Origin of the sequence: Lichenibacterium dinghuense (genome assembly GCF_021730615.1) — a bacterium.
In the GTDB taxonomy this organism is placed as follows: domain Bacteria; phylum Pseudomonadota; class Alphaproteobacteria; order Rhizobiales; family Beijerinckiaceae; genus Lichenihabitans; species Lichenihabitans dinghuensis.
In genome coordinates this window covers 1,067,410-1,090,092 of sequence record NZ_JAJLMN010000001.1, presented here as the reverse complement: position 1 = coordinate 1,090,092, position 22,683 = coordinate 1,067,410, and the positions used below count along the sequence as shown (strand labels likewise).

Here is a 22,683-nt window from a genome sequence, read left to right as displayed (position 1 = left end):
CTCCGGGCCGCGTCGGAGCTTCGACTTGGAAGAACTCCAGAAGAGCGGCGTTGACGGACCGCGTCTCCGGCAACCAAGACACGGCCGGGAAACACGCTGGAGCAAGTCCGTCCGATGAAGCCGTCTGGTCACCGCCGCCCCGCCGCCCTGCGCGCCTCGATCGCCGCCTCGCTGGCGTTGGTCGCGCTGCTCGGCTCCACGGCGCTGGCCGGTGCCGTCGAGCTGACGGTCTACAACGCCCAGCACGAGAGCCTCACCAAGGCCTGGGCCGAGGGCTTCAAGCGCGACACCGGCATCGACGTCGTGATGCGCAACGCCAACGACACCGAGCTCGGCAACCAGATCGTGCAGGAGGGCGCGGCCTCGCCGGCCGACGTCTTCGTCACCGAGAACTCGCCCGCCATGGTGCTGGTCGACCGCGCCGGCCTGTTCGCCCCGCTCGAGCCCGCGACCCTCGCCGAGGTGCCCGAGGCCTTCCGCCCCGCGGACGGCCACTGGATCGGCGTCGCGGCGCGCAGCACCGTCTTCGCCTACGACAAGCGCAAGCTGACCGAGGCGCAGCTGCCGAAGTCGCTGATGGACCTCGCCGATCCCGCGTGGAAGGGGCGCTGGGCCGCGTCGCCCTCGGGCGCCGACTTCCAGGCCATCGTGTCGGCCATGCTGCAGCTCAAGGGCGAGGCCGCCACGGCGGACTGGCTCAAGGCCATGAAAACCAACGCCGTGCCCTACAAGGGCAACACGGTCGCCATGAAGGCCGTCAACGCGGGCCAGGTCGAATCCGCGGTGATCTACCACTATTACTGGTTCGGCGATCAGGGGAAGACCGGCGAGAACAGCGGCAACGTGGCGCTGCACTTCTTCCGCAACGGCGGCCCCGGCTCCTTCGTCAGCGTGTCGGGGGCGGGCGTGCTCGCGTCGAGCAAGCACCCGGCCGAGGCTCAGGCCTTCGTCAAATGGATCGCCGGCCCCGCCGGCCAGGCTGTGCTGCGCGACGGGACATCCTACGAATATGCGGTGGGCAACGGCGCGGCCTCGAACCCCAAGCTGCCGCCGCTCTCCACCCTCGACGCGCCGAAGGTGGACCCGTCGCAGCTCAACAGCCGCGCCGTGACCGACCTGATGACGAACGCCGGCCTGATGTGACGTCCGCGTGACGGTCATCGGGCTCGGCCCGGCCGGGCGCAGCCGCGTCCTCGCGACGGGCAGACGGCCGCGCCCGGGGAGCGGCATGGCGGTCGCGGCGGCGCTCGTCACCGCGGCCGCGCTGGTGCCGCTCGGCTTCGTCGCCGCCGTCGCGGTCGAGACCGGCTGGCGGCGCGTCCTCGCCCTGGTGGTGCGCCCGCGCGTCGGCGAGCTGCTCGTCGACACGGTCCTGCTGGTCGGCCTCGTCGTGCCGCTGTCGGCCGCGCTGGCGCTGCTGCTGGCGTGGCTCGTCGAGCGCAGCGACCTGCCGGGCGCGCGCCTGTGGTCCTGGGCCGCCGCGGCCCCGCTCGCGATTCCCGCCTTCGTGCAGGGTTACGCCTGGGCCAGCGTCGCGCCCGGCCTCGACGGGCTGCCCGCGGCCGTGCTGGTGTCGGTGCTGAGCTACTTCCCCTTCGTGTTCCTGCCCGTGGCCGCCACGCTGCGGCGGCTCGACCCCGCGCTGGAGGAGAGCGCCGCGGCGCTCGGCGACCCGCCGGCCCGCGTGTTCCGCCGCGTGGTGCTGCCGCAGCTCCGCCTCGCGCTGCTCGGCGGCGGCCTGCTGGTCGGGCTGCACCTGCTCGGCGAATACGGCCTCTTCGTCATGATCCGCTTCGACACGTTCACGACCGCCATCGTGGACCAGTTCGCCTCGACCTTCGAGGGGCCGGCCGCCAACATGCTGGCCGGCGTCCTGGCGCTCTGCTGCGTCCTCCTGCTCGCGGTCGAGGGCCGGCTGCGCGGGGCCTCGCGCTACGCGCGGCTCGGCTCCGGCGCGGCGCGGCCCCTGCGCCGCGCCCGCCTCGGCCGCGCGGCCGCGCCGGCCCTGATCGGCTTCGCCGCCGTGGCGCTGGGCGCGCTCGGCGTGCCGCTCGCGACCCTCGCCCGCTGGCTCGCCGCGGGCGGCGCGGCCGTGTGGCGCGCGGACGGCCTCCTGCCCGCGCTCGGCGAGACCGCGGTCCTGGCGCTCGGCGGCGGCCTGCTGACGGTCCTGGCCGCGCTGCCCATGGCCTGGCTGTCGGTGCGGCGGCCGGGGCGGCTCACGCGCCTGCTGGAAAGCGGCAACTATCTCGTCGGCTCGCTGCCCGGCGTCGTCGTGGCGCTCGGCCTCGTCACCCTGGCGATTCGTGCCGTGCCGGTCCTGTACCAGACCGAGGCGACGCTGCTCGCCGCCTACGCGATCATGTTCCTGCCCCGCGCCCTGGTGGCCCTGCGCGGCAGCGTCGCCCAGGCGCCCGTGCGGCTGGAGGAGGCGGCGGCCGGGCTCGGCCGCTCGCCGCTGCGGGCGCTCGCCGCCACCACGCTGCGCCTGGCGCTGCCGGGCGCCGGGGCGGGGCTGGTGCTCGTCGGGCTCGGGATCAGCAACGAGCTCGCCGCGACGCAGATGCTGGCCCCCACCGGCGTGCGGACGCTCGCCACGGGCTTCTGGGCGCTGAGCGGCGAACTCGACTATGCGGGCGCGGCGCCCTATGCGCTGCTGATGATCCTGTCCTCGCTCCCCCTCGTCGTCATGCTCCACGCCCGCACGGCCGCGGAACCGTGAGGGTCGGGCCTTGAGCGCGGAACCGTGAGCCGCCTGGAGCTCGCCGGCGTCACCAAGCGATACGGGGCACAGCCGGCGGTGGACAGCCTCGACCTCGCCGTGCCGGCGGGGTCGCGCACCGCCATCCTCGGCCCCTCCGGCTGCGGCAAGACCACGCTGCTGCGCCTCGTCGCCGGCTTCGAGGCGCCGGACGAAGGCACCGTGACGATCGACGGCGAGGTCCTGGCGGACGGGCGGGGCAGCCTGCCGGCGCACCGCCGCCGCGTGGGCATCGTCATGCAGGACGGCGCGCTCTTCCCCCACCTCAGCGTCGGCGACAACGTCGGCTTCGGCCTGGCCACCGCCGCGCCGGTGCGCCGCGCCCGCGTGGCCGAGCTGATGGAGCTCGTCGGCCTGCCCGCCGCCCTGGCGGCCCGCCGGCCGGACCAGCTCTCCGGCGGCCAGCAGCAGCGCGTGGCGCTGGCCCGGGCGCTGGCGCGCGAGCCGCGGCTGATGCTGCTCGACGAGCCCTTCTCGGCGCTGGATGCCGGCCTGCGCGCCGCGACCCGCGAGGCCGTGGCGTCGCTGCTGGCCGCGCGCGGCGTCACGGCCGTGCTGGTGACGCACGACCAGGCCGAGGCGATGAGCTTCGCCGACCAGGTGGCGGTGATGCGCGAGGGCCGCATCCGCCGCGTCGGCCCCGCGCGCGACGTCTATCTCCGGCCCGGCGACGCCGCCGTGGCGGCCTTCCTCGGCGACGCCGTGATCCTCGACGCCGGGATGGCGGGCGGGCGGGCCCTCTGCCGCCTCGGCGCGCTCGCGGTTGACGATCCCGCGCGGCGCGGCGCCGTGCGGGTGATGCTCCGGCCGGAACAGCTCCAGCTCGCCGCGGTCGGGACGGAGGGCGCCGTCGCGAGCCGCGTGCTCGCCGTGTCCTTCGCCGGGTCCACCGCGACGGCGCGGGTGAGCGTCGCCGGCGAGACGGTGACGCTGGGCCTCCCCGGCTACCGGGCGCCCGCGGCCGGCGACGAGGTGCACATCCGGGTCGACGGGCCGGCCCACGTGCTGGACGGCTGAGCGTCCGCGGGCCGCCGATCCCCGATCCGGGGGCGCCCTCCGCTTTGCGTCGCGCCCCGGCTTCGCTTATCTCCGGGCCATGTCGACCCACACCAGCCCCGCCGACCCGGTCACGCGCCGGCGCACCTTCGCCATCATCTCGCACCCGGACGCGGGCAAGACCACGCTGACCGAGAAGCTGCTGCTGTTCGGCGGCGCGATCCAGCTCGCCGGCGAGGTGCGCGCCAAGGCCAACCGGCGCCAGACGCGCTCGGACTGGATGGGCATCGAGCGCGAGCGCGGCATCTCGGTGGTCACCTCCGTGATGACCTTCGAGCACGCCGGCTGCGTGTTCAACCTGCTCGACACGCCGGGCCACGAGGACTTCTCGGAGGACACCTACCGGACGCTGTCGGCCGTCGACTCGGCCGTGATGGTGATCGACGCCGCGCGCGGCATCGAGAGCCGCACCCGCAAGCTGTTCGAGGTGTGCCGCCTGCGCGACATCCCGATCGTGACCTTCGTCAACAAGATGGACCGCGAAACGCGCGACCCCTTCGACCTGCTCGACGAGATCGAGAAGGTGCTGGCGCTCGACACGGCGCCCGTCACCTGGCCGATCGGCCGCGGCCGCGCCTTCGCGGGCACGTTCGACCTCGCGCATTCGATGATCCGCAAGCTCGACAGCGACGTGGAAGCGCCGATGGTGCCGGTCGACGGCCCGCGCGACCCCGCCATCCGGGCGCTGCTGCCGTCCCACGAGGCCGACGCCGCCATCGACGAGCTGGAGCTCGCGCGCGAGGCCTGCCGCCCCTTCGACCGGGACGCCTTCCTGGAGGGGCACCTCACGCCGGTGTTCTTCGGCTCGGCGCTGCGCACCTTCGGGGTCGCCGACCTCATCAACGCCCTGGCGGCGTTCGCGCCCCCGCCGCGCGGGCTGCAGGCCGAGTCCCGCTACGTGGAAGCGCGCGAGCCCAAGATGACGGGCTTCGTGTTCAAGATCCAGGCGAACATGGACCCGAACCACCGGGACCGCATCGCCTTCATGCGCGTGTCCTCCGGCAAGCTCACGCGCGGCATGAAGGCCAAGCTCGTCCGCACCGGCAAGCCCATGGCGCTGAACGCCCCTCAGTTCTTCTTCGCGCAGGAGCGGGCGCTCGCCGAGCAGGCCTTTGCGGGCGACGTGGTGGGCATCCCCAACCACGGAACCTTGCGCATCGGCGACACGCTGACCGAGGGCGAGGACCTCGTGTTCCGCGGCGTGCCCTCCTTCGCGCCCGAGATCCTGCGCCGCGTGAAGCTCAACGACGCCATGAAGGCCAAGAAGCTGAAGGAGGCGCTCCAGCAGATGGCCGAGGAGGGCGTGGTGCAGACCTTTGTGCCCTACGACGGCGCCGGCGCGATCGTCGGCGTGGTGGGCGCGCTGCAGCTCGACGTGCTGGTGGAGCGGCTTCAGGTGGAATACGGCCTGCCCGTCACCTTCGAGTCGAGCCGCTTCGAGATCGCCCGCTGGGTCACGGCCGAGCCGCTGGAGCTGCGCCGCTTCCTCGACGCCTACCCGTCCTCGACCGCCGAGGACCTCGACGGCGCGCCGGTGTTCCTGGCCTCCTCGGCCTTCACGCTGCGCTACGAGCAGGAGCGCTGGCCGCAGGTGACCTTCTCGGACATCAAGGACTACCAGCGCGCGGCGGTTTGAGCGACGGGGGCGGGTGGGCCAGCCCCCTCGACGCGCCTGAGGCCCGCGGGACGTCTCCGCACCGACGCCGCGGCCGGGCCCGGTCGGTGCGATCCGAGTGGCCTGGTCCCGGACGGTCATCCCGGATAGCGGGCGCCGAGGTCTAGATCGGACCGGCGGAGCGGCTCGGTTGACGCATGGTGAACCGAATCGGCTCGAAGGCCGTTCAGAATGGGGATCGGATCGGGACGCGCGGCGCCCGGATGACCGCGTGACCATGTCGACGATCTCCGCATCGCTCCCCACATGACTTCGACACACGACATCGCCGAACTGAACCGCAGGCTCGCGGTTGCCGAAGAGGCCGCGGCCGCCCTGCGGGAAAGCGGTGCGCGCCATCGCCTCCTCGTCGGAAGCTGGGCGCAGGCGGTCTGGGAGACCGATCCGGCCGGCGTCGTCGTGGCGGACAGCCCGAACTGGCGGGCCTACACGGGGCAGACCCTGGAAGAGTGGCTCGGCCGCGGCTGGTTGGACGCGATTCACTCGGACGACCGCCCCTACGCCGAGCGGCGATGGCGCGAGGCCACGGCGGCCCGCCGGTGCGTCGACGCTGAATTCCGCCTCCGGTCCCCCGGCGGCGGGTGGCGCTGGACCAACGTGCGCGCCGCCCCGGTGCTCGATGCGAGCGGCGACATCGAAGAGTGGGTCGGGATGAGCGTCGACATCGACGACCGTAAGCGCGCCGAGGAGACCCTGTCCCAGAGCGAAGGCCGGCTGCGGACGCTCTTCGATTCCATCGATGAAGGTTATGCGGAGTTCGACGTGATCTTCGGCGAGGACGGCCTCGTCGTCGACTGGCGCTATGTGACTCTGAATGCGGCGTTCACGCGGCTGACCGGGATGGAGGACGTCACTGGACGCCTGATCAGCGAGATCGTGCCCGAGCTGGAACCGGAGTGGCGGGAGACCTACACGCGCGTGCTCGAAACCGGCGAACCCATCCGCTTCGAGCAGGCCGCCGTGTCCCTCGACCAGTGGTACGAGGTTTACGCCTCACGATCCGGCGGACCGGGAAGCTGCCGCATCGTCGTCGTCTACAACAACATCACCGAACGCAAGCGCGCCGAGATCGCGCTGCGCGAGGGCGAGGAGCGGCAGGCGTTCCTGCTCAAGCTCAGCGACACGCTGCGCGGCGAGCAGGGCGTGGACGCGGTCGCCGAGCGCGCGGTGCGGATGGTGGCCGACAGGCTGGCGCTGGACCGGTTCTACCTCGTGTCCATCGACGGCGACCACGTCGTGGTGACGCACGAGACCCGGCGCGAGCACATGGCGCCGATCCTCGGCTCGTATCGCGGCTCCGACTTCCCGGCCGCGTTCGAGGAGATCTTCGGGCGGACCATCGCCTACGACGACGTCGCGACGGATCCGGGCCTGACCGACCTGGACCGGCGGTCGCTGGCCGGGCTCGGCGCGGGCAGCCTCGCCGCCGTGGCGGTGCGACGGGGCGGCGAGCGGATGATATGGGCCGCCGGCGCCATCTCGTCGGCGCCGCGGCGATGGACGGCGGCCGACCTCGCCCTCCTCGAGGACGTGACCGAGCGCACCTGGGCGGCGGTCGAGCGGGCGCGCACCGAAGCCGCGCTGCAGGAGAGCGAGGCGCGCTTCGCGCAGTTCGCCGCATCGTCCTCGGACGCTCTGTGGATCAGGGACGCGGCCACGCTCGCGATGGAATACGCGAGCCCCGCCATCGCGGCGATCTACGGCGTCCCGCCGGATGCGCTGCTCGGCGATCCGAAGCGATGGGCCTCGCTCATCGTTCCCGAGGACCGCGACGCCGCACTGGAGCACCTGGAGCAGGCCCGGCGCGGCGAGGCGGTGGTCCACGAGTTCCGCATCCAGCGGCCGTCGGACGGCGTCTTCCGCTGGATCCGGAACACGGACTTCCCGCTCCGGGCCGACGGCCACGTGCCCCGCATCGGCGGCATCGCCCATGACGCGACGGACGAGAAGCTCGCCGCCGAGCACCAGGGCGTGCTCCTCGCGGAGCTCCAGCACCGCGTCCGCAACATCATGGCCATCGTCCGCGCGATCGCATCGCGCAGCGCGGAACGGGCGGGCAGCGTGCCCGAATATGCCGAGATCCTCGCCGGCCGGTTGCTGGCGTTCTCGCGCGTCCAGGCCCTGCTCACGCGGGCCGCCAACGTGAGCGTCGGCCTGCGGACCATCGTCATGGACGAGATCAGCGTCTAGGCGCAGCATGAGGGCCAGTACGATGTCGGAGGTCCCGACATCGAGATCTCGCCGAAGGCCGCCGAGGTCCTGACGCTGGCGTTCCATGAGTTGTCGACCAACGCCTTGAAATACGGGGCGCTGTCCGTCCCCGACGGCAAGGTCGACGTCCGTTGGGAGATCGTGGAGAAGCGCGGAACACGCTGGCTGTCGCTCGACTGGGCCGAGCATGGCGCGCCCGAGCGGCCGGTCCCGCGATCGGACGAGCCCCGTCGCGAAGGGTTCGGCAGCGAGTTGATCGAAGGCCGCATCCCCTACGAACTCCAAGGGCGCGGAAGGTTGGTCATCACGCCCGAGGGGGCCCGATGTCACTTCGAGTTCCCGCTGAAGGGCGGCGCGAGCGTGCTGGAAACCGGGGCGCCGCAACGCGCCACCGTGTTCGGGGGAGTGCTGGACATGACGGGCGAACCTGATCTCAGGGGTGGCCGCATCCTCGTGGTCGAGGACGACTACTATCAAGCCACCGACGCGGCGCGTGCGCTCCGGAGTGCCGGGGCGGAGGTTCTGGGCCCCTGCGGAAACGAGGCTGCCACGCGAGAGGAGCTGGCCGAGCAGCGTCCCGACGCCGTCCTGCTCGACATCAACCTCGGAAACGGCGCGACGTTCAAGATCGCCGAGATCCTGAAGGACCAGGGCATCCCCTTCGTGTTCGTCACCGGCTACGATCAGGTCGTCATCCCGGCGGAGTTCGAAGGCGTCACGAGACTGGAGAAGCCGGTGCTCCCTCGCGAGATCGTCGGCGCGGCGGCGAAGCTGCTGTCCGGGACTTCATAGCCCGGCGTCAGATGCTGTCCGGGTCGGAGCGGGACCGATCCGGCCGGTTCGTCGCGGGTGTACGCCGAGCGGACCAGACGGACCGCCGCTCGTCCCGGAGCGGCGGCCGAGACCGGACCGAGAGCCCTCAGGGCACCTTCTTGCCGTCCGGCGCGAAGCTCTTCAGGTAGGCCGTGACGTTGTCGATGTCGCTCTGCTTCTGCAGGCCCGCGAAGGACATCTTGGTGCCCGGCACCTTGGCCTTGGGGTCGCGGATGTACTCCTTGAACGTCGCCTCGTCCCAGGTGAGGCCGGAGTTCTTCATGGCTTCGGAATAGCTGTAGCCGTCGACCGAGGCCGCCTTGCGGCCGATGAGGCCGTTGAGCTCCGGGCCGACCGCGTTGTGGGCGCCCTCGCCGATCTGGTGGCAGGCCTTGCACTTGGTGAAGACCTTCTCGCCCAGCGCGGCGTCGCCGGCGGCGGGCGCGTCGTCGGCCGCGGCACCGGCGAGGCTCGCGAGCAGCGCCAGCGTCGCGACGGCACATCTTGTCAGCATATCCATCCCCACGTGAGCCGCCCGTCGTCGGGCGGATTGGAAGCATTACAGGTTGGCGCGCGGCGCTGTCCCGCGGCTTTCGCGCTCCGCCGTGCCTCAGCCGATCGTCGCGCGCTCGCGGCCGCGATAGGCATAGTCGTCCACCGGCCCCTCCGTCTCGGCCAGCACCACGGCGTCGATCCGGTCGTGGAACGGCGACAGATGGCACACGGGGTCGGCCTCGCGGGCGTCGCCCGTCAACGCCAGCGCCTGGCAGCGGCAGCCGCCGAAGTCGGTCGCCTTGCGCGGGCAGGAGCGGCAGGGCTCGACCATCCAGTCCGTGCCGCGGTAGGCCCGGAAGGCCGGCGAATCGGCCCAGATCTCGCCGAGCGCATGGTCCCGCACCGACCAGAACTCCAGGCCGGGGATGGATTCCGCCGCGTGGCAGGGCAGAACGCGCCCCGTCGGCGTCACGTTGATGAGCCGCCGCCCCCAGCCGCCCATGCAGGCCTTGGGATATTTGGCGTGGTAGTCCGGGATGACGTGGTCGACCACGATGGTGCCGGCGTGGGCGGCCTTCAGCCGCTCGATCTCGGCGATGGCCGTCACCGCCTCGGCCCGGCTCGGCATCAGGGCGGCGCGGTTGCGGCGCGCCCAGCCGTAATATTGCGCGTGGGCGATCTCGACGCGCCGCGCGCCCCATTCGACCGCGCGCTCCAGCACGGCGCCGGCGCGGTGGACGTTGGCGCGATGGATCACGGCGTTGACGGTCAGCGGCAGGCCGGCGCGCACGACCTCGTCGGCCACCTCTCGCTTCTTCGCGGAGGCGCCGCGGTAGCCGGCGATGCGGTCGGCGCTGTCCTCGTCGGAGTCCTGGATGGAGAGCTGGACGTGGTCGAGCCCGGCCTCGGACAGCGCCGCGATCCGCGCGGGGTTCAGCCCGATCCCCGACGTGATGAGGTTGGTGTAGAGCCCGACCGTCGCGCAATGCGCCACCATCTCGACGAGGTCGCGCCGCGACGCCGGCTCGCCGCCCGACAGGTGCACCTGCATCACGCCGAGCGCGGCGGCCTGCGTGAACACGCGCCGCCAGTCGTCGGTGGACAGCTCGTCGCGGACCGCGTCGAGCTCCAGCGGGTTCGAGCAATAGGGGCAGCCGAGCGGGCAGCGGTGCGTCAGCTCGGCCAGCAGGCCGACGGGCGCTGGCAGGGGCGGCGCGCTCATCGCATGTCCACCAGCCGCTTCGCCACGAGGCCGGCCAGCATGGCGTCGACGTCGGCGGCGATGCGCTCGCGCGGCGCCGCGAAGGCGCTGGCCAGGTCGTCCACGATAGCGTCGAGCGAGGCCTCGCCGGTGCAGCGCTTGAGCACCTCGACCGACACGGCATCGAGCTTGAGCATGCGTTCGGGCGCGAGCAGCACCCAGCCGCCGCGCAGCTCGTCGTGCTTCAGGCGCACGCCGCGGGGCAGGGTGGGCTTGCCCGAAGGATCGAGCGTCCCGGTCACGCGGCGATCTCCCGGTCCACGGCTTCGCCCGGCCGCCACGCGCCCGGCGGCACCGCGCCCGCCACGTAGGCGCCCCACAGCGCGTCGAGTTGCACCCACAGCACGTCGCATTTGAAGCGCAGCGCGGCCAGCACGGCCTCCTGCTCGGCGCGGGTGACGGCGTGGCGGCGGACGTGATCCAGCGCGAAGTCGCTGTCGCGCTTGGCCTGGGTAGGGCGCGCCGTGAAGTAGCTCAGCGTGTCGCGGCTGACGAAGGGATAGTGGGCCAGCATGCCCGACACCCGCTCGCCGATGATCTGCGGCGAGAACAGCTCGGTCAGCGAGGAGGCGATGGCCTCCAGCAGCGGCCGCTTGGCGCAGAAATCGACGTAGGCGCCGACCGCGAAGCGCGTGGCCGGGAGGATGCCGCGCGTCGAGGTGACGTAGTCGTCCGGAAAGCCGAGGCTCCCCGTGAGCTTCAGCCAGCGCGCGATGCCGCCGTCGCCGGCCTCGCGGCCGTCGTGGTCGAGGATGCGCTCGCGCCACTCGCGCCGCATCGCGGGGTCCTCCATGCGGCTCAGCACGGTCGCGTCCTTGATGGGGATCATGGACTGGTAATAGTAGCGGTTCAGCGCCCAGGCCCGCACCTCGTCGATGCCGCAGAGCCCGTCGTGCAGGCGGCGGTGGAACGGATGGAGGTTGTGGTAGCGCTCGGCGCCGATGCGGCGCAGGCCGGCCTCGAGCTCGTCGGGGGACATGGGATCGGAAGCGGTCACAGCCTGAACTCCATGCCGTCGTGGGCGACGCGCCAGCCCGCGGCCTCGACCGTCCGGCGCTCCGCCGAGCCCTCGACCAGCGCCGGGTTGGTGTTGTTGACGTGGACGTAGACCTTGGCGCCGACCTCCGCGCCCGCCAGGGCTTCGAGCGAGCCGCCCGGCCCGTCCATCGCCACGTGGCCCATGCGGGCCGCCGTCTTGGGCGACAGGCCGAGGCGGGGCATCTCGTCGTCCGTGTAGGTCGTGCCGTCGAACAGCAGGAGGTCGGCGCCGCGCACCCGCTCCAGCAGCGACGGCGTCACGGAAGCGCAGCCCGGCACGTGGACGAGGCGGCGCCCGTTCGCCCGGATGTCGAGCCCCACCGTCATGTCGGTCTCGGCGCCGACCGCGACCTCGCCGGATTCCAGGAACAGCGGCACCTTGCCGGGCACCGCGAAGGGCGTGACCGCGAGGCCGTTCACAACGTTCGCCTCGCCCATCAGCAGGGCGTGGCGGGACACGAAGGCGCGGTCGAGCACGGCGAAGACGGGATCGACGTCGATCATGGCGTGCAGCGAGGGCGAAGCGTGGAGCGCGAAGGCTTGGCGCTCGCGCAGGGTGATGAGGCCCGCCATGTGGTCGACGTCGCCGTTGGTCAGCACCACCGCGGAGATCGGCGAATGGCGCGAGCCCCCGCGCGGGTGGAGGGCGGGCGTCGCCAGGATCTGCTGGCGCAGGTCGGGGGACGCGTTGACCAGCGTCCAGTGGAGCCCGTCGGCGCTCACGGCGAGCGAGGATTGCGTGCGCGGGGTGACGCGGGGGTCGCCCGCCCAGGCGAGGGCGCAGGTGGGGCAGCGGCAGTTCCACTGCGGAAAGCCGCCGCCCGCGGCCGAGCCTATGACGATGACGTGCATGGCTCGGCCTTCAGCCGTGGATCAGAACTCGATCTCGGCGGACTCGTAGGAGGTGATCTCCATGCCGAGGCAGATCTCTTCGACGACGGGGGTGTTCCAGGCCATGACCTTCTCCAAGGGTTGTGGGCCGGCCCGGAAAGGCCGGCGGTGCTCGCCGTGATGTCGCGCCACGCCGCCGCGGACTGCGGAGCGGGTCGCGTCGTCGCCCGGCTACGACGAATTGTCCCGCGAACGCTGCCGCGCCCTCGGGTGTTGGGGACATATGAGCGACTTCCCAGAGCTGCCAGCCCAGGCCTTCGCCAAGCGGGACCCCTCGCCGGACGGCCTGTTCTACGCGGAGCCCCGCTTCGTCACCCACATCGACGACCGCGCCGTGGCGGCCGTCACGGAGCTGTACCGCACGACCTTCCGGCCGGGCGACCGCCTGCTCGACCTGATGTCGAGCTGGGTCAGCCACCTGCCGCGGGAGATCGCCTATGCCGAGGTGGTCGGCCTCGGCATGAACGCCGCCGAACTCGCCGCCAACCCGCGCCTCGGCGGCCGCACCGTGCAGGACCTCAACCGCGAACCCGCGCTGCCCTACGAGCCCGCGAGCTTCGACGGCGCGGCCTGCTGCGTCTCGATCCAGTACCTCCAGCAGCCCGTCACCGTGCTGCGCGAGGTGCTCCGCTGCCTGAAGCCCGGCGCGCCCGCCGCCATCACCTTCTCGGACCGCTGCTTCCCCACCAAGGCCGTGGCGATCTGGCAGGCCGACGCGGTGGACAACGCGGACCTCGTCACCGTGTACCTGTCCCGCGCCGGCTTCGACCGGGTCGAGGCGCGGCAGATCCTCGCCCGCGACCGCTTCGGCGACCCGCTCTGGGCCGTCGTGGGCCGCCGTCCGGGCTGACCCCGCCTTACTTGGGCGGGACCTTGGCGGTGATCTCGATGGCCGAGTAATAGGCCGCCGCGTTGGCGATGTCGGCGTCCGACAGGGTCGGCGCGATCGTCGACATCATGTCGTTCTTGCGCTCGCCCGATTTGTAGGCGTTCAGCGCCGAGGTCAGGTAGACCTCGGACTGGCCGGCGAGGTTGGCCGCCTCCGGGATCTTGGCGATGCCGTCCATGCCGTGGCACGCCTGGCACTGCAGTGCCAGCTTGCGGCCGGCGGCCACGTCGCCGTCGGCGTAGGCCAGCGCTGGAGTGAGGGCTAGCAGCCCTGCCACGATGAGGGTCGACCGCATAGACTCGATCCGTTCCGGGGTGGAGGCGGGGCGTCGGAACGCCCCGCCCGCGTCCTTTCGGCGCCCCGCTCTCGGGGCGCCGCTCGTCACTTGGCGGCGGAGGGGTCGTAGGTGATGCGGTAGACCGCGCCCGCGAAGTCGTCCGACACCAGGAGCGAGCCGTCGCGCAGGGGCGCCACGTCGACCGGGCGGCCGAGGTAGGAGCCGTCCTCGTCGAGCCAGCCTTCCGCGAAGGGCGTCGAGGTGGCGGTGCCGTCCGGCTTCATGGTGGTGACCATCACGCGGGCGCCCACCGGCACCGTGCGGTTCCAGGAGCCGTGCTGGGCCGAGAAGATCGCGCCCTTGTACTGCGCCGGGAACATGTCGCCGCGGTAGAAATTCATGCCGAGGTCGGCGGCGTGCGGGGCCTCCTCCACCACCGGGAAGGTGATGTCGGCGGCCGGCGTCTGGTCCTTGTACTCGACGGTGCGGACGTGGCCGCCGCCGTACCACGGGAAGCCGAAGTTCATGCCGGCCTTGGGGGCGTGGTTGATTTCGCCGGGGGGCGTGTCGTCGCCCATGCCGTCCACCTGGTTGTCGGTGAACCACAGGGTCTTGTCCTTCGGGTCGAAGTCCATGCCGACCGAGTTGCGGATGCCGTGCGCGAAGACCTCGCGGTTCGCGCCGTCGCGGTCCATGCGGATGATGCCGCCGATGCCGGTCTTGTAGTAGAGGTCCTGCTTGGCGACCGGCGGGACGTTGAAGGGCTGGCCGAGCGCGATGTAGATCTTGTTGTCCGGCCCGATGCGGCACACGCGCGCCGAATGGTTGAAACTCTCCTCCGCGGTCGGGATGAGGTCGCCCTGCTTCACCACCTCGGCGGCGGCGACGTCCGGCGTCTCGTAGAAGAACTCGGCGCCCGGATAGGCCATCACCCTGTTCTGCTCGGCGCTGTAGAGGATGCCGTCCCTGGAGAAGCAGATGCCGTTGGGGTTCTTCTTGGCGACGACCGGGGCGAATTCCTTCACCTCGTCGGCGACGCCGGAGTTCGTGCTGTCCTTGACGGAATAGATCTTGTCCTTGCGGGTCGACACGAAGGTGACGACGCCCTGCGGGCCGACCGCGATCATGCGGGCGTCCGGCACCAGCGCGTAGAGCGAGATCTTGAAGCCCGGCGGCAGCTTGATCTTGGCGAGCGTCTTGTTGATCGCGTCGGCCTTGGGGCCACCCTGCTGCACCGGCTTCAGCGCCGACATCGGCGTGCCGGTCGACTTCATCGCCTCGAGCTGGTCGAGGTTGTCGGCCGACGCCATGCAGGTCGTCGACAGAAGGGCTGCGGCGAAGACCGCGGTCCTGGTACGCATCGTCGTGTTCCTCCCGGAGATGGATGCACTTTGGCGTCGCGAGGGCTCGACACGCCCCTCTTGTTGGCCGGGAACTTACTCACACCTCATCGGGTCCACAAGCAGCGGCGAGCGTTTCGGCCGCATCGCATTTTGCTTCGTCGGACGAAACATCACTGTATGGGGTCGGGGAGCGAGCAGATGAGCTCGCCAGTGTCCGACTCGAAGTCGTCGTCGTCCGGGGCGGTCCCCTGGCGCCGCAGCAGACCCGTCCCGTCGACGCGCCAGAACAGCAGGTCCCGCCGCCCGCTCGGCAGCAGCGCGTGCACGCCGAGCCCTCGCACGCTGTCGTCCTGGAGCGCGCAGGCGAGGAGCGACCCGCCCCGCGGCAGCACCACCACGTCGCGCACGGCGCAGTCGGCCGAGCCCGCGGCGGGGCGCGCGAGCACGAAGGCGAGGCGGTCGCCCTGCTTGCGCCGGACCGACACCAGGGCGTCCCCGATGCGCCAAGCCGCGGGCGCGTCCTCGTCGGGCGCGAAGCCGCCGGCCTTGGTTCCCCCGGCGCAGGGCAGGCTCCCCACGGCCCGGGCCTCGGACAGCACCGCGGCGTCGACGGGCAAGGGCTCGACGGCGGCGCGCGCCGCCCCGGGGGCGAGCAGAACAGCCGCCGCGACCGCGCGGGCGCCGCATCTCAACATCGATCGCATGTCCGTCCCGTCCTCCGGCCCGCATGTGCCCGCGGTCGCGGCGATGCTATCCGGGGTGCGGTCGCGACGCGAGGGGAGATGCGGGATGACGGACGAGGCGCTCTTCAACCTCGCCAACGCGGTGCCGCTCGTGGGCTGGCTGGCGCTGGCCTTCGCGCCCCTGGCGCGGGCGCGGCTCGTCGCCCTGGCGCGCGTGGTGGCCGTGGTGCTGGCGGTCGGCTACGCCGCGATGGTGGCCGCCGCGCTGCTGAAGGGTGGCGGGAGCCTGCCCGACCTGTCGACCCTGCCGGGGCTGGCGCGCGCCTTCTCGGACCCGCACGTCATGCTGGTTGGCTGGGCGCACTACCTCGCCTTCGACCTGTGGACCGGCGCCTGGGAGGCCGAGGAGGCCGGGCGGCGCGGGATGCCGCACGGGGCCCTGCTGCCGTGCCTGGCCTTCACCTTCCTGGCCGGGCCGGTCGGGCTCCTGCTGTTCCTCGCGCTGCGGGCGGGGTGGCGCCGCGCGCCGGGCCTCAGCGCGCCGTGAAGGCCGCGATCATCGCCTCCGCGATGCGCATGAACTTGGCGTGCGGGTCGGCGATGCCGCCGCTCTGGCGCGCCACGCGCGCGCCCTCCAGCAGGAGGCTCAGCGCGTCGGCGAGCAGCTCCGCCTGGCTCGCGCCGGCCGCGGCGCAGAGGTCGGTGAGGCGCACCCGGTAGGCGGCCTTGCGCTCCTCGATGTAGCGGCGCGCCGGGTGGCCCGGCTCGGTGATCTCCACGGCGGCGTTGGCCATGGTGCAGCCGCGGCAGTCGTTCAGCACGTAGTCGGCCTTCTCGCGCACCCAGGCGAGCAGCTGCGCGCGCGGCTCGCCCCGGTGCCGCTCCTCCATGGCCTGCCACAGCGCCTCGCCCTCGGCGAAGACCGAGCGCAGGCATTCGATGATCAGCTCGTCCTTCGAGCCGAAGTGCCGGTACAGCGTCATCTTGTTGGTGCCGGCCGCCTCGGCGATGGCCTCGACGCCGACGCCCCGGAACCCCTGCGCGTGGAACATCTCGCGCGCCGTCGCGACGATGCGGTCGCGTGGCCTGCGCTTTGCAACCGCGGCGCAGGGGTCTACCCTCGCGCCGGCGTCGTCCAGAACCGCCGCAGAAACTTCGACCATGGCCCTTGACGCTGATGTTACCGACCGGTAACGTCCGGCCTGTTACTGATCGGTAACAGAACCGCGGCGCGGGGTCAACGACGACCTGCCGCCGCGGGCGACGGCTCCACAGCCGTCACGCCGGACCATCGGCCCGGCACCGGGCCGCGAGGCCCGGCAAGGAGGCACCATGAGCTGGAACCGCGACCTCACCCTCGACGAAGCCCTGAACGATTTCATGATCGCCGCCGCCCTCCGGGCCGACCGCGTCGACCCCCGCCAGTTCGAGGCGTTGCTGCGCTCGACGGCCCGGCGGCTCGACGCCGAGCGCGCCCCGGCGGCGTCCCGCGCGTCGGGGGGGAGCGACGGCGGCGAGGCCGGCGATCCCGACGAGTGGTGCTTCCGTCCGGGCCGGGCCGCGAGGCCGGCCGCTTTCCTGGCCGCCCGCGCCTGCCGTCCCGCCCCCGGAGACCGTTGCACGTGGTAGAGTTCTTCACCCGGCGGCCCATCTTCGCTTCGGCGGTCGCCCTCGTCATGCTCATGGCGGGGGCGATCTGCTACAGGCTGCTGCCCGTCGCCCAGTTCCCGGACATCACGCCGCCGCAGGTGGTGGTCAGCGCCGTCTACCCCGGCGCCAGCGCGCAGGTCGTCGCCGACACGGTGACGACCCCGCTGGAGCAGCAGATCAACGGCGTCCAGGGCATGACCTACATGTCCTCCTCGTCGTCCAACGACGGCTCGGCCACCATCACGGTGACGTTCGACGTCGGCTACCCGCTCGCCATCGCGGCGGTGGACGTGCAGAACCGCGTGTCGCAGGCGGCCTCCTCGCTGCCCGCCATCGTCAACCAGGCCGGCGTGACGATCAAGAAGCAGAACCCGAACTTCGTCCTCATCGTCGACCTGACCTCGCCGGACGGCTCGGTCGACCCCGTGGCCCTGTCGAACTACGCCTACCTGCAGATCGTCGACCCCCTGAAGCGCCTCAACGGCGTCGGCGACGTGCAGATCTTCGGCGAGCGGCGCTATTCCATGCGCGTGTGGCTCGATCCGGACCGGCTCGCCAAGCTCGGCATCACGGCCACCGACGTGCAGGGCGCCATCCAGGAACAGAATGTCCAGGTGGCGGCCGGCAAGATCGGCCAGTCGCCCGCGCCGGCCGGCACGGCCTTCGAGATGCAGGTCAACGCGGTCGGCCGCCTGTCGACGCCCGAGCAGTTCGGCGACATCGTGGTGCGGGCCGACCCGGCCGCGGGCTCGGTGGTGCGGCTGCGCGACGTCGCCCGCATCGAGCTCGGCGCGCTGCAATACGCGTCCTCGGGCTTCTTCGGCGACAAGCCCGCCGTGGTGCTCGGCGTGTTCCAGCAGCCCGGCTCCAACGCGCTGCAGCTCCAGGCCGACGTCGAGGCCACGATGCGCAAGCTCAAGGAGCGCTTCCCCAAGGGCATCGACTACGGCATGCACTACGACACGACCAAGTTCGTGTCGGCCTCCATGCACGACGTGGTGATCACGCTGGCCGAGGCGCTCGCCCTCGTGGTGATGGTCGTCTACGTGTTCCTGCAGAGCTGGCGCACCACGATCATCCCGACCATCGCAATCCCCGTGTCGCTGATCGCGACGCTGGCCGTGATGGAGGTCTGCGGCTTCTCGCTCAACATGCTGAGCCTGCTCGGCATGGTGCTGGCCATCGGCCTCGTGGTCGACGACGCCATCGTGGTGGTGGAGAACGTCGAGCGCCAGCTCGAGATGGGCCACCCGCCGCTCGAAGCCACGCGGCGCGCCATGCGCGAGGTGACGAGCCCCATCATCGCCACGACCGCGGTGCTGATGGCGGTGTTCGTGCCGGTGGCCTTCATCCCCGGCGTGGCGGGCCGCATGTACAACCAGTTCGCCCTCACGGTGGCGATCTCGGTCGGCATCTCGGCCTTCAACTCGCTGACGCTGAGCCCCGCGCTCTCGGCCGTGTTCCTGCGCCACCGGCACGGGCAACCCTTCGTGCTGTTCCGCTGGTTCAACGCGGGCTTCGACGCGCTGTCGCACGGCTACGCGCGGCTCGTGCGCGGCTTCATCGCTTTCCGCTGGGGCCTGCTCGCCGGCTTCGCGGCGCTGCTGTTCGGGACCTACGGCTTATGGGAGCGCATCCCCTCGACCTTCCTGCCCGTGGAGGACCAGGGCTACTTCTTCGTGGTGATCCAGGGGCCGGACGGCGCCGCGCTCGAGCGCACCGACGCGGTCGCCAAGCAGGTGCGCGAGGTGCTGCAGAAGGAGCCCGGCGTCGAGATCGTCGGCTCCATCTCGGGCCTCAACTTCCTGACCAACGCGGCGCAGTCGAACTCGGCGGTCGAGTTCGCCATCCTGAAGCCCTGGGACGAGCGCCCGCCCGAGCAGCGCGCGTCCGAGATCGTCAACCGCGTGCGCCCGAAGCTGATGGGCCTCACCGGCGCCTTCGCGCTGTCGTTCGACCCGCCCTCGATCCCGGGCATCTCCGCCACCGGCGGCTTCGAGTTCGAGGTGGAGGACCTGACGGGCCGCGGCCCGGCGGCCCTCAACGAGGCCACCCAGGCCGTGCTGGCCGAGGCGCGCAAGCAGCCCGAGCTCGACCCGCACCAGATGTTCACGTCCTTCTCGACCGGCACGCCGGCCTACAGCTACGACCTCGACAGGAACAAGGCCAAGCTGCTCGGCCTCAGCCTGCCCGACGTGTTCAACACGCTGCAGGTCTACCTCGGCTCGCTCTACGTCAACGACTTCAACCTGTTCGGCCGCACCTTCCGCGTCACCATCCAGGCCGACAAGGAGGCGCGCGGCGACAGCTCCGCCCTGACGCGCCTCTACGTGCGCAACAACACGGGCGGCATGGTGCCGCTGTCCACGCTGGGCCAGCTCAAGCCCACCGTGGGTCCGGAAACGGTGCCGCACTACGACAACTACGCCGCCGCCAAGATCAACGGCGCGGCGGCGCCGGGCTACAGCTCGGGCCAGGCCGTGGAGGCCATGCAGCGCGCCGCCGAGGCCGCCCTGCCGCGCGACTTCACCTACGAGTGGACGGGCATCACCTTCCAGGAGCTGAAGGCCGGCTCGGCGGCGAGCCTCATCTTCGGCCTGGCGCTGCTCTTCGTGTTCCTGATCCTGGCCGCGCAGTACGAGAGCTGGACCATGCCCTTCATGGTGCTGCTCGCCGTGCCGCTCGCCCTGTTCGGCGCGCTGCTGGCGCTGTTCGTGCGGGGCATGCAGATCGACGTCTATTCCCAGATCGGCTTCGTGATGCTGATCGGGCTGGCGGCCAAGAACGCCATCCTGATCGTGGAGTTCGCGCGCCGCCTGCGCGAGGAGGGGGCCGGCATCGTCGAGGCCGCCATGGAGGCCGGGCGGCTGCGGCTCCGCCCCATCCTGATGACGGCCTTCGCCTTCATCCTCGGCGTGCTGCCGCTGGTGGTGGCGACGGGCGCCGGCGCAGCGTCGCGCCAGTCGATCGGCACCACGGTGTTCGGCGGCATGCTGGCCGCGACCGTGCTGACGCTGGTCTTCGTGCCGGTGTTCTACGCCGTCATCGAGCGGGCCCGCGAGGGCCGGGGCGCGGACGAGGGCGGCCAGGGCACGCCCGCCACCCCCGGCGTGACGGTGCTGCCGCACCGCCACGCCGAAGCCGCCGAGTAGGGAGAAGCCCCATGCGTTTCCGTTCCATCCCGCTCGGCACCCTGGTGCTCGTCGGGGCCGCCGCCCTGGCCTACAAGGCCGACCCGTCGATCCTCGACCGCCTGCCGCTGCCGCACGGGGCCGCGACGCCCGCCGCGGCCGCCCCGCCGCCGCCGGCCTTCGTCATGCCGGTGCCGGTGGCGCGCGTGGTCGCGCGCTCGATCCCCATCGTGCTCGACTACGCGGCCCGCACCGAGGCGATCCGCGCCGTCAACCTCCAGGCCAAGGTGTCGGCCTACGTGGTCGAGCAGCGCGTGCCGGACGGCGCCGACGTGAAGGCGGGCGACCTCCTGTACCGGCTCGACCGGCGCGACTTCCAGGTGGCGCTCGACCAGTCGAGCGCCCAGGTGGAGCGCGACCAGGCGTCGCTCGACTACCAGAAGGCCTCCTTCGAGCGCGGCGACGCCCTGTCGAAGACCGGCTTCATCGCCAAGGACGGGCTCGACCAGCGCGCCAGCGGCATGCACCAGGCCGAGGCCGCCCTGACGGCGGACCGGGCGATGCAGCGCGCCGCCCAGCTCAACCTCGACTACACGGACATCCGCGCGCCCTTCGCGGGCAGGCTCGGCCGCAACCAGGCGGCCATCGGCACGCTGGCGGGCGCGGGGCAGACGGTGTTGAACACGCTGGTCCAGATCGACCCCGTCTACGTCACCTTCGATCCCGGCGAGACGGACCTCGTGGAACTGCAGAAGGCGCGCCACGCCGGCACCGTGGCGGTGGACGTGACCGTGCCGGGCCAGGACGTGAGGCCGCACGTGGGCGAGCTGACCTTCATCGACAACAGCGTGTCGCGCGCGACAGGCACCGTGACGGCGCGCGCCACCATCGCCAACGCGGACATGAGCCTGCTGCCGGGCCAGTACGTGCGGGTGAAGGTGCACCTGCGCGAACAGCCCGACGCGCTGCTGGTGCCCCAGGTGGCCGTGGGGTCGAGCCAGCTCGGCAAATACGTCTTCGTCGTGGGCGCCGGCGACAAGGTCGAGCAGCGCGGCATCGCGCTCGGGCCGTCGGAGGGCGACCTCGTGGCGGTGACGGGCGACCTCAAGCCGGGCGAGCGGGTGATCACCGGCAACGTGCAGAAGATCGGCCCCGGCATGCCGGTGAAGCCCATGGAGGGCGGCGCGCCGCCGGCGTGAGATGAAGTCCGGTGCCGGTTCCGACACGGACGGGCGCGGGCCGGCCCGCGGCGCCGCGAGGATCGGCGACCTGTGCCGATCGGCCCGATCGTCCCGCCTCATTCCGAGCCGTGGCATCCGGCCCCGGCGCAGGATGGGAGCGAATGGAGAGTGCCGATCGCCGGCCTCACTCGCAGTATTGCTGCTGCTTCTCGCAGAACCGGTTCGGAGCGTTGCGCTCGGCCCGCGCCTTCTGGGCTGCGGAACCTTCCGAACCTGGATAGACGCGGTGCTCATCGGCGACGCGCTGCAGCGAGGACGCGATGCTCGGAGCGGCGATGCTGGCGACGGGCATCGCCACGGCGGACGAAGCAGTCGCGACCACGACGGACGACGACAGGACTGCCAGCAGAGCCGAGCTCTTCGAGACTGTGAGACGCTTCATCTGATCTGATCCCTCTCTCGTCGCGACGGCGCGAGCGATGGATACAGTTACAGACGACGTCGGTTACCGAGTCTACAACGATTGAGTAAAATCTAATTTAGTGGCGCCGGCATGATTCCGCCGTCATCGTCCTGTCACGCGGGGCTCGACGACGCGCCGCGAGGGCGGGCGCGCAGCCGCGCCTCCTCGAAGAGCAGCGCGCGCTTGACGAAGGTGCGCAGGGTCAGCACGGCGGCGAGCAGCCCGATGGCGGTCCAGCTCCGCAACTCGATCGTCTTCAGAAGCGCCGCGGCCGTCTCGAAGCCGAGCGCCGAGAGCACGCCGTCCGCCACGGCGAGCCGCCCGCGGACGACGGCACCGGGCGCCCCCCGCCCCGCCGCCAGCAGGGCGAGCGCGCGCAGGCCCGCGAAGGCGATGACGAGGCTGCCGCCGAACTGGATCAGGGCCGCGGCGCCCCCGATGAGGCCGTCGAGGGTCACGGTCCGGCGCTCAGGGGGCTGCGACGGAGGCCGGGACGGCGCGGCGCGCCTCGGCCTTGTCGATCTCGCCCTGCAGGAAATAGTTCAGCGCCGTGCGCAGCACCGCGATGGCGGCCAACTGGCCGATCTCGTTCCAGGTGGGCGCGACGGCGGTGCGCAGGATGTCGGCGGCGAGCTCGAACTCCAGCGCCACGGCCAGCCATCGCCCGAGCTTCAGTCGGACGTCCTCCTTGCGCCGATCGGCCGTCTCGCCGGGCGCGCCCGTGCCGGGGATGAACAGGATCAGCGCGCGGACCGTGCCCTCGATCGAGGCCAGGCCGATGATGAGCGCCGCCGCGGCCTCGGTGCCGCTCGCCAGCCACAGCGTGATCGCCTTGAACGTGTCTTCCATCGCGCTCCAATCCGGC

22 protein-coding genes and 1 pseudogene are annotated in these 22,683 nt (G+C 71.9%); 11 read left to right on the top strand and 12 right to left on the bottom strand.

What is annotated here, in order from left to right:
* The first annotated feature begins 114 nt into the window (after positions 1 to 114).
* The 6 genes from L7N97_RS05235 (at position 115) to L7N97_RS05210 (ending at position 8,495) form a co-directional block, all read left to right on the top strand.
* On the top strand, positions 115 to 1,143 hold the full coding sequence (locus tag L7N97_RS05235; RefSeq protein WP_237477289.1) for an iron ABC transporter substrate-binding protein: 1,029 nt from the start codon (positions 115 to 117) through the stop codon (positions 1,141 to 1,143).
* An 85-nt stretch (positions 1,144 to 1,228) separates the two neighbouring features.
* On the top strand, positions 1,229 to 2,722 hold the full coding sequence (locus L7N97_RS05230) for an ABC transporter permease (protein ID WP_237482050.1): 1,494 nt from the start codon (positions 1,229 to 1,231) through the stop codon (positions 2,720 to 2,722).
* A 24-nt stretch (positions 2,723 to 2,746) separates the two neighbouring features.
* Positions 2,747 to 3,778, top strand: coding sequence for an ABC transporter ATP-binding protein (locus L7N97_RS05225; RefSeq protein ID WP_237477288.1), 1,032 nt, complete (start codon positions 2,747 to 2,749; stop codon positions 3,776 to 3,778).
* A gap of 79 nt (positions 3,779 to 3,857) precedes the next feature.
* Positions 3,858 to 5,453: a peptide chain release factor 3 gene (locus L7N97_RS05220; RefSeq protein WP_237477287.1), complete on the top strand. Its 1,596-nt coding sequence runs from the start codon at positions 3,858 to 3,860 to the stop codon at positions 5,451 to 5,453.
* A gap of 285 nt (positions 5,454 to 5,738) precedes the next feature.
* Positions 5,739 to 7,682 (top strand): PAS domain S-box protein, encoded by a 1,944-nt coding sequence (locus tag L7N97_RS05215; RefSeq protein ID WP_237477286.1) that lies wholly within the window; start codon positions 5,739 to 5,741, stop codon positions 7,680 to 7,682.
* Between the two features lie 90 nt (positions 7,683 to 7,772).
* Positions 7,773 to 8,495: a response regulator gene (locus L7N97_RS05210; protein ID WP_237477285.1), complete on the top strand. Its 723-nt coding sequence runs from the start codon at positions 7,773 to 7,775 to the stop codon at positions 8,493 to 8,495.
* Between the two features lie 127 nt (positions 8,496 to 8,622).
* Here the strand turns inward: L7N97_RS05210 and L7N97_RS05205 are convergent, their stop codons facing one another.
* From L7N97_RS05205 to pqqA, 5 genes and pseudogenes are all read right to left on the bottom strand, one after another.
* Positions 8,623 to 9,030, bottom strand: coding sequence for a c-type cytochrome (locus L7N97_RS05205; protein WP_237477284.1), 408 nt, complete (start codon positions 9,028 to 9,030; stop codon positions 8,623 to 8,625).
* 96 nt (positions 9,031 to 9,126) lie between these two features.
* Positions 9,127 to 10,233: a pyrroloquinoline quinone biosynthesis protein PqqE gene (pqqE, locus tag L7N97_RS05200; protein WP_237477283.1), complete on the bottom strand. Its 1,107-nt coding sequence runs from the start codon at positions 10,231 to 10,233 to the stop codon at positions 9,127 to 9,129.
* Positions 10,230 to 11,251 (bottom strand): annotated as a pseudogene (gene pqqC, locus L7N97_RS05190) (pyrroloquinoline-quinone synthase PqqC). The gene pqqE and the pseudogene pqqC overlap by 4 nt, the downstream one beginning before the upstream one ends.
* Positions 11,252 to 11,265: 14 nt before the next feature.
* Positions 11,266 to 12,162 carry a pyrroloquinoline quinone biosynthesis protein PqqB gene (gene pqqB, locus L7N97_RS05185; RefSeq protein ID WP_237477280.1) on the bottom strand — a complete coding sequence of 299 codons (897 nt, stop codon included), beginning with the start codon at positions 12,160 to 12,162 and terminating at the stop codon, positions 11,266 to 11,268.
* Positions 12,163 to 12,183: 21 nt separating this feature from the next.
* Positions 12,184 to 12,279, bottom strand: a complete 96-nt coding sequence (gene pqqA / locus L7N97_RS05180) for a pyrroloquinoline quinone precursor peptide PqqA (protein WP_237477279.1) — start codon at positions 12,277 to 12,279, stop codon at positions 12,184 to 12,186.
* Between the two features lie 145 nt (positions 12,280 to 12,424).
* On the opposite strand from pqqA, the gene L7N97_RS05175 reads away from it, so the two are divergent.
* The gene (locus L7N97_RS05175; RefSeq protein WP_237477278.1) at positions 12,425 to 13,051 is read left to right on the top strand and encodes a class I SAM-dependent methyltransferase; all 627 of its coding nucleotides are present in this window, start codon (positions 12,425 to 12,427) and stop codon (positions 13,049 to 13,051) included.
* Between the two features lie 7 nt (positions 13,052 to 13,058).
* Here L7N97_RS05175 and L7N97_RS05170 read toward each other — a convergent pair whose 3' ends face one another.
* From L7N97_RS05170 to L7N97_RS05160, 3 genes are all read right to left on the bottom strand, one after another.
* Positions 13,059 to 13,385 carry a c-type cytochrome gene (locus tag L7N97_RS05170; RefSeq protein ID WP_237477277.1) on the bottom strand — a complete coding sequence of 109 codons (327 nt, stop codon included), beginning with the start codon at positions 13,383 to 13,385 and terminating at the stop codon, positions 13,059 to 13,061.
* A gap of 86 nt (positions 13,386 to 13,471) precedes the next feature.
* Entirely contained in the window at positions 13,472 to 14,728 is a 1,257-nt protein-coding gene (locus L7N97_RS05165) for a PQQ-dependent sugar dehydrogenase (RefSeq protein WP_428980960.1), read from the bottom strand.
* A 152-nt stretch (positions 14,729 to 14,880) separates the two neighbouring features.
* Positions 14,881 to 15,414 carry a hypothetical protein gene (locus L7N97_RS05160; RefSeq protein WP_237477276.1) on the bottom strand — a complete coding sequence of 178 codons (534 nt, stop codon included), beginning with the start codon at positions 15,412 to 15,414 and terminating at the stop codon, positions 14,881 to 14,883.
* Between the two features lie 85 nt (positions 15,415 to 15,499).
* Between L7N97_RS05160 and L7N97_RS05155 the strand changes: the two genes are divergently transcribed.
* On the top strand, positions 15,500 to 15,940 hold the full coding sequence (locus L7N97_RS05155) for an ABA4-like family protein (RefSeq protein WP_237477275.1): 441 nt from the start codon (positions 15,500 to 15,502) through the stop codon (positions 15,938 to 15,940).
* Here the strand turns inward: L7N97_RS05155 and L7N97_RS05150 are convergent.
* Positions 15,927 to 16,556 (bottom strand): TetR/AcrR family transcriptional regulator, encoded by a 630-nt coding sequence (locus L7N97_RS05150; protein WP_255721611.1) that lies wholly within the window; start codon positions 16,554 to 16,556, stop codon positions 15,927 to 15,929. The two genes, L7N97_RS05155 and L7N97_RS05150, sit on opposite strands and share 14 nt — an antisense overlap.
* Positions 16,557 to 16,725: 169 nt before the next feature.
* Between L7N97_RS05150 and L7N97_RS05145 the strand changes: the two genes are divergently transcribed.
* The 3 genes from L7N97_RS05145 to L7N97_RS05135 are packed head-to-tail and all read left to right on the top strand — an operon-like array spanning position 16,726 to position 21,373.
* The gene (locus L7N97_RS05145) at positions 16,726 to 17,022 is read left to right on the top strand and encodes a hypothetical protein (RefSeq protein ID WP_237477274.1); all 297 of its coding nucleotides are present in this window, start codon (positions 16,726 to 16,728) and stop codon (positions 17,020 to 17,022) included.
* Positions 17,016 to 20,195 (top strand): efflux RND transporter permease subunit, encoded by a 3,180-nt coding sequence (locus tag L7N97_RS05140; RefSeq protein WP_237477273.1) that lies wholly within the window; start codon positions 17,016 to 17,018, stop codon positions 20,193 to 20,195. The genes L7N97_RS05145 and L7N97_RS05140 overlap by 7 nt, the downstream gene beginning before the upstream one ends.
* An 11-nt stretch (positions 20,196 to 20,206) precedes the next feature.
* On the top strand, positions 20,207 to 21,373 hold the full coding sequence (locus L7N97_RS05135; protein WP_237477272.1) for an efflux RND transporter periplasmic adaptor subunit: 1,167 nt from the start codon (positions 20,207 to 20,209) through the stop codon (positions 21,371 to 21,373).
* 166 nt (positions 21,374 to 21,539) lie between these two features.
* Here L7N97_RS05135 and L7N97_RS05130 read toward each other — a convergent pair whose 3' ends face one another.
* The 3 genes from L7N97_RS05130 to L7N97_RS05120 all read right to left on the bottom strand — a co-directional run bounded on the left by L7N97_RS05130 (position 21,540) and on the right by L7N97_RS05120 (position 22,667).
* Positions 21,540 to 21,797, bottom strand: a complete 258-nt coding sequence (locus tag L7N97_RS05130; protein ID WP_237477271.1) for a hypothetical protein — start codon at positions 21,795 to 21,797, stop codon at positions 21,540 to 21,542.
* Between the two features lie 134 nt (positions 21,798 to 21,931).
* Positions 21,932 to 22,276 (bottom strand): DUF1622 domain-containing protein, encoded by a 345-nt coding sequence (locus L7N97_RS05125; RefSeq protein ID WP_237477270.1) that lies wholly within the window; start codon positions 22,274 to 22,276, stop codon positions 21,932 to 21,934.
* A 10-nt stretch (positions 22,277 to 22,286) separates the two neighbouring features.
* Entirely contained in the window at positions 22,287 to 22,667 is a 381-nt protein-coding gene (locus tag L7N97_RS05120; protein WP_237477269.1) for a DUF1622 domain-containing protein, read from the bottom strand.
* Positions 22,668 to 22,683: the final 16 nt, after the last annotated feature.

Bases quoted from the DNA above. Each gene is read 5' to 3' on its own strand.
- L7N97_RS05220 (WP_237477287.1), top strand. From the start codon at position 3,858: ATGTCGACCCACACCAGCCCCGCCGACCCGGTCACGCGCCGGCGCACC.
- L7N97_RS05130 (WP_237477271.1), bottom strand. From the start codon at position 21,797: ATGAAGCGTCTCACAGTCTCGAAGAGCTCGGCTCTGCTGGCAGTCCTG.
- L7N97_RS05150 (WP_255721611.1), bottom strand. From the start codon at position 16,556: ATGGTCGAAGTTTCTGCGGCGGTTCTGGACGACGCCGGCGCGAGGGTA.
- L7N97_RS05120 (WP_237477269.1), bottom strand. From the start codon at position 22,667: ATGGAAGACACGTTCAAGGCGATCACGCTGTGGCTGGCGAGCGGCACC.
- L7N97_RS05160 (WP_237477276.1), bottom strand. From the start codon at position 15,414: ATGCGATCGATGTTGAGATGCGGCGCCCGCGCGGTCGCGGCGGCTGTT.
- L7N97_RS05145 (WP_237477274.1), top strand. From the start codon at position 16,726: ATGAGCTGGAACCGCGACCTCACCCTCGACGAAGCCCTGAACGATTTC.
- L7N97_RS05215 (WP_237477286.1), top strand. From the start codon at position 5,739: ATGACTTCGACACACGACATCGCCGAACTGAACCGCAGGCTCGCGGTT.
- pqqE (WP_237477283.1), bottom strand. From the start codon at position 10,233: ATGAGCGCGCCGCCCCTGCCAGCGCCCGTCGGCCTGCTGGCCGAGCTG.
- L7N97_RS05170 (WP_237477277.1), bottom strand. From the start codon at position 13,385: ATGCGGTCGACCCTCATCGTGGCAGGGCTGCTAGCCCTCACTCCAGCG.
- L7N97_RS05230 (WP_237482050.1), top strand. From the start codon at position 1,229: ATGGCGGTCGCGGCGGCGCTCGTCACCGCGGCCGCGCTGGTGCCGCTC.
- L7N97_RS05135 (WP_237477272.1), top strand. From the start codon at position 20,207: ATGCGTTTCCGTTCCATCCCGCTCGGCACCCTGGTGCTCGTCGGGGCC.
- L7N97_RS05165 (WP_428980960.1), bottom strand. From the start codon at position 14,728: ATGCGTACCAGGACCGCGGTCTTCGCCGCAGCCCTTCTGTCGACGACC.
- pqqB (WP_237477280.1), bottom strand. From the start codon at position 12,162: ATGCACGTCATCGTCATAGGCTCGGCCGCGGGCGGCGGCTTTCCGCAG.
- L7N97_RS05235 (WP_237477289.1), top strand. From the start codon at position 115: ATGAAGCCGTCTGGTCACCGCCGCCCCGCCGCCCTGCGCGCCTCGATC.
- L7N97_RS05175 (WP_237477278.1), top strand. From the start codon at position 12,425: ATGAGCGACTTCCCAGAGCTGCCAGCCCAGGCCTTCGCCAAGCGGGAC.
- L7N97_RS05205 (WP_237477284.1), bottom strand. From the start codon at position 9,030: ATGCTGACAAGATGTGCCGTCGCGACGCTGGCGCTGCTCGCGAGCCTC.
- L7N97_RS05155 (WP_237477275.1), top strand. From the start codon at position 15,500: ATGACGGACGAGGCGCTCTTCAACCTCGCCAACGCGGTGCCGCTCGTG.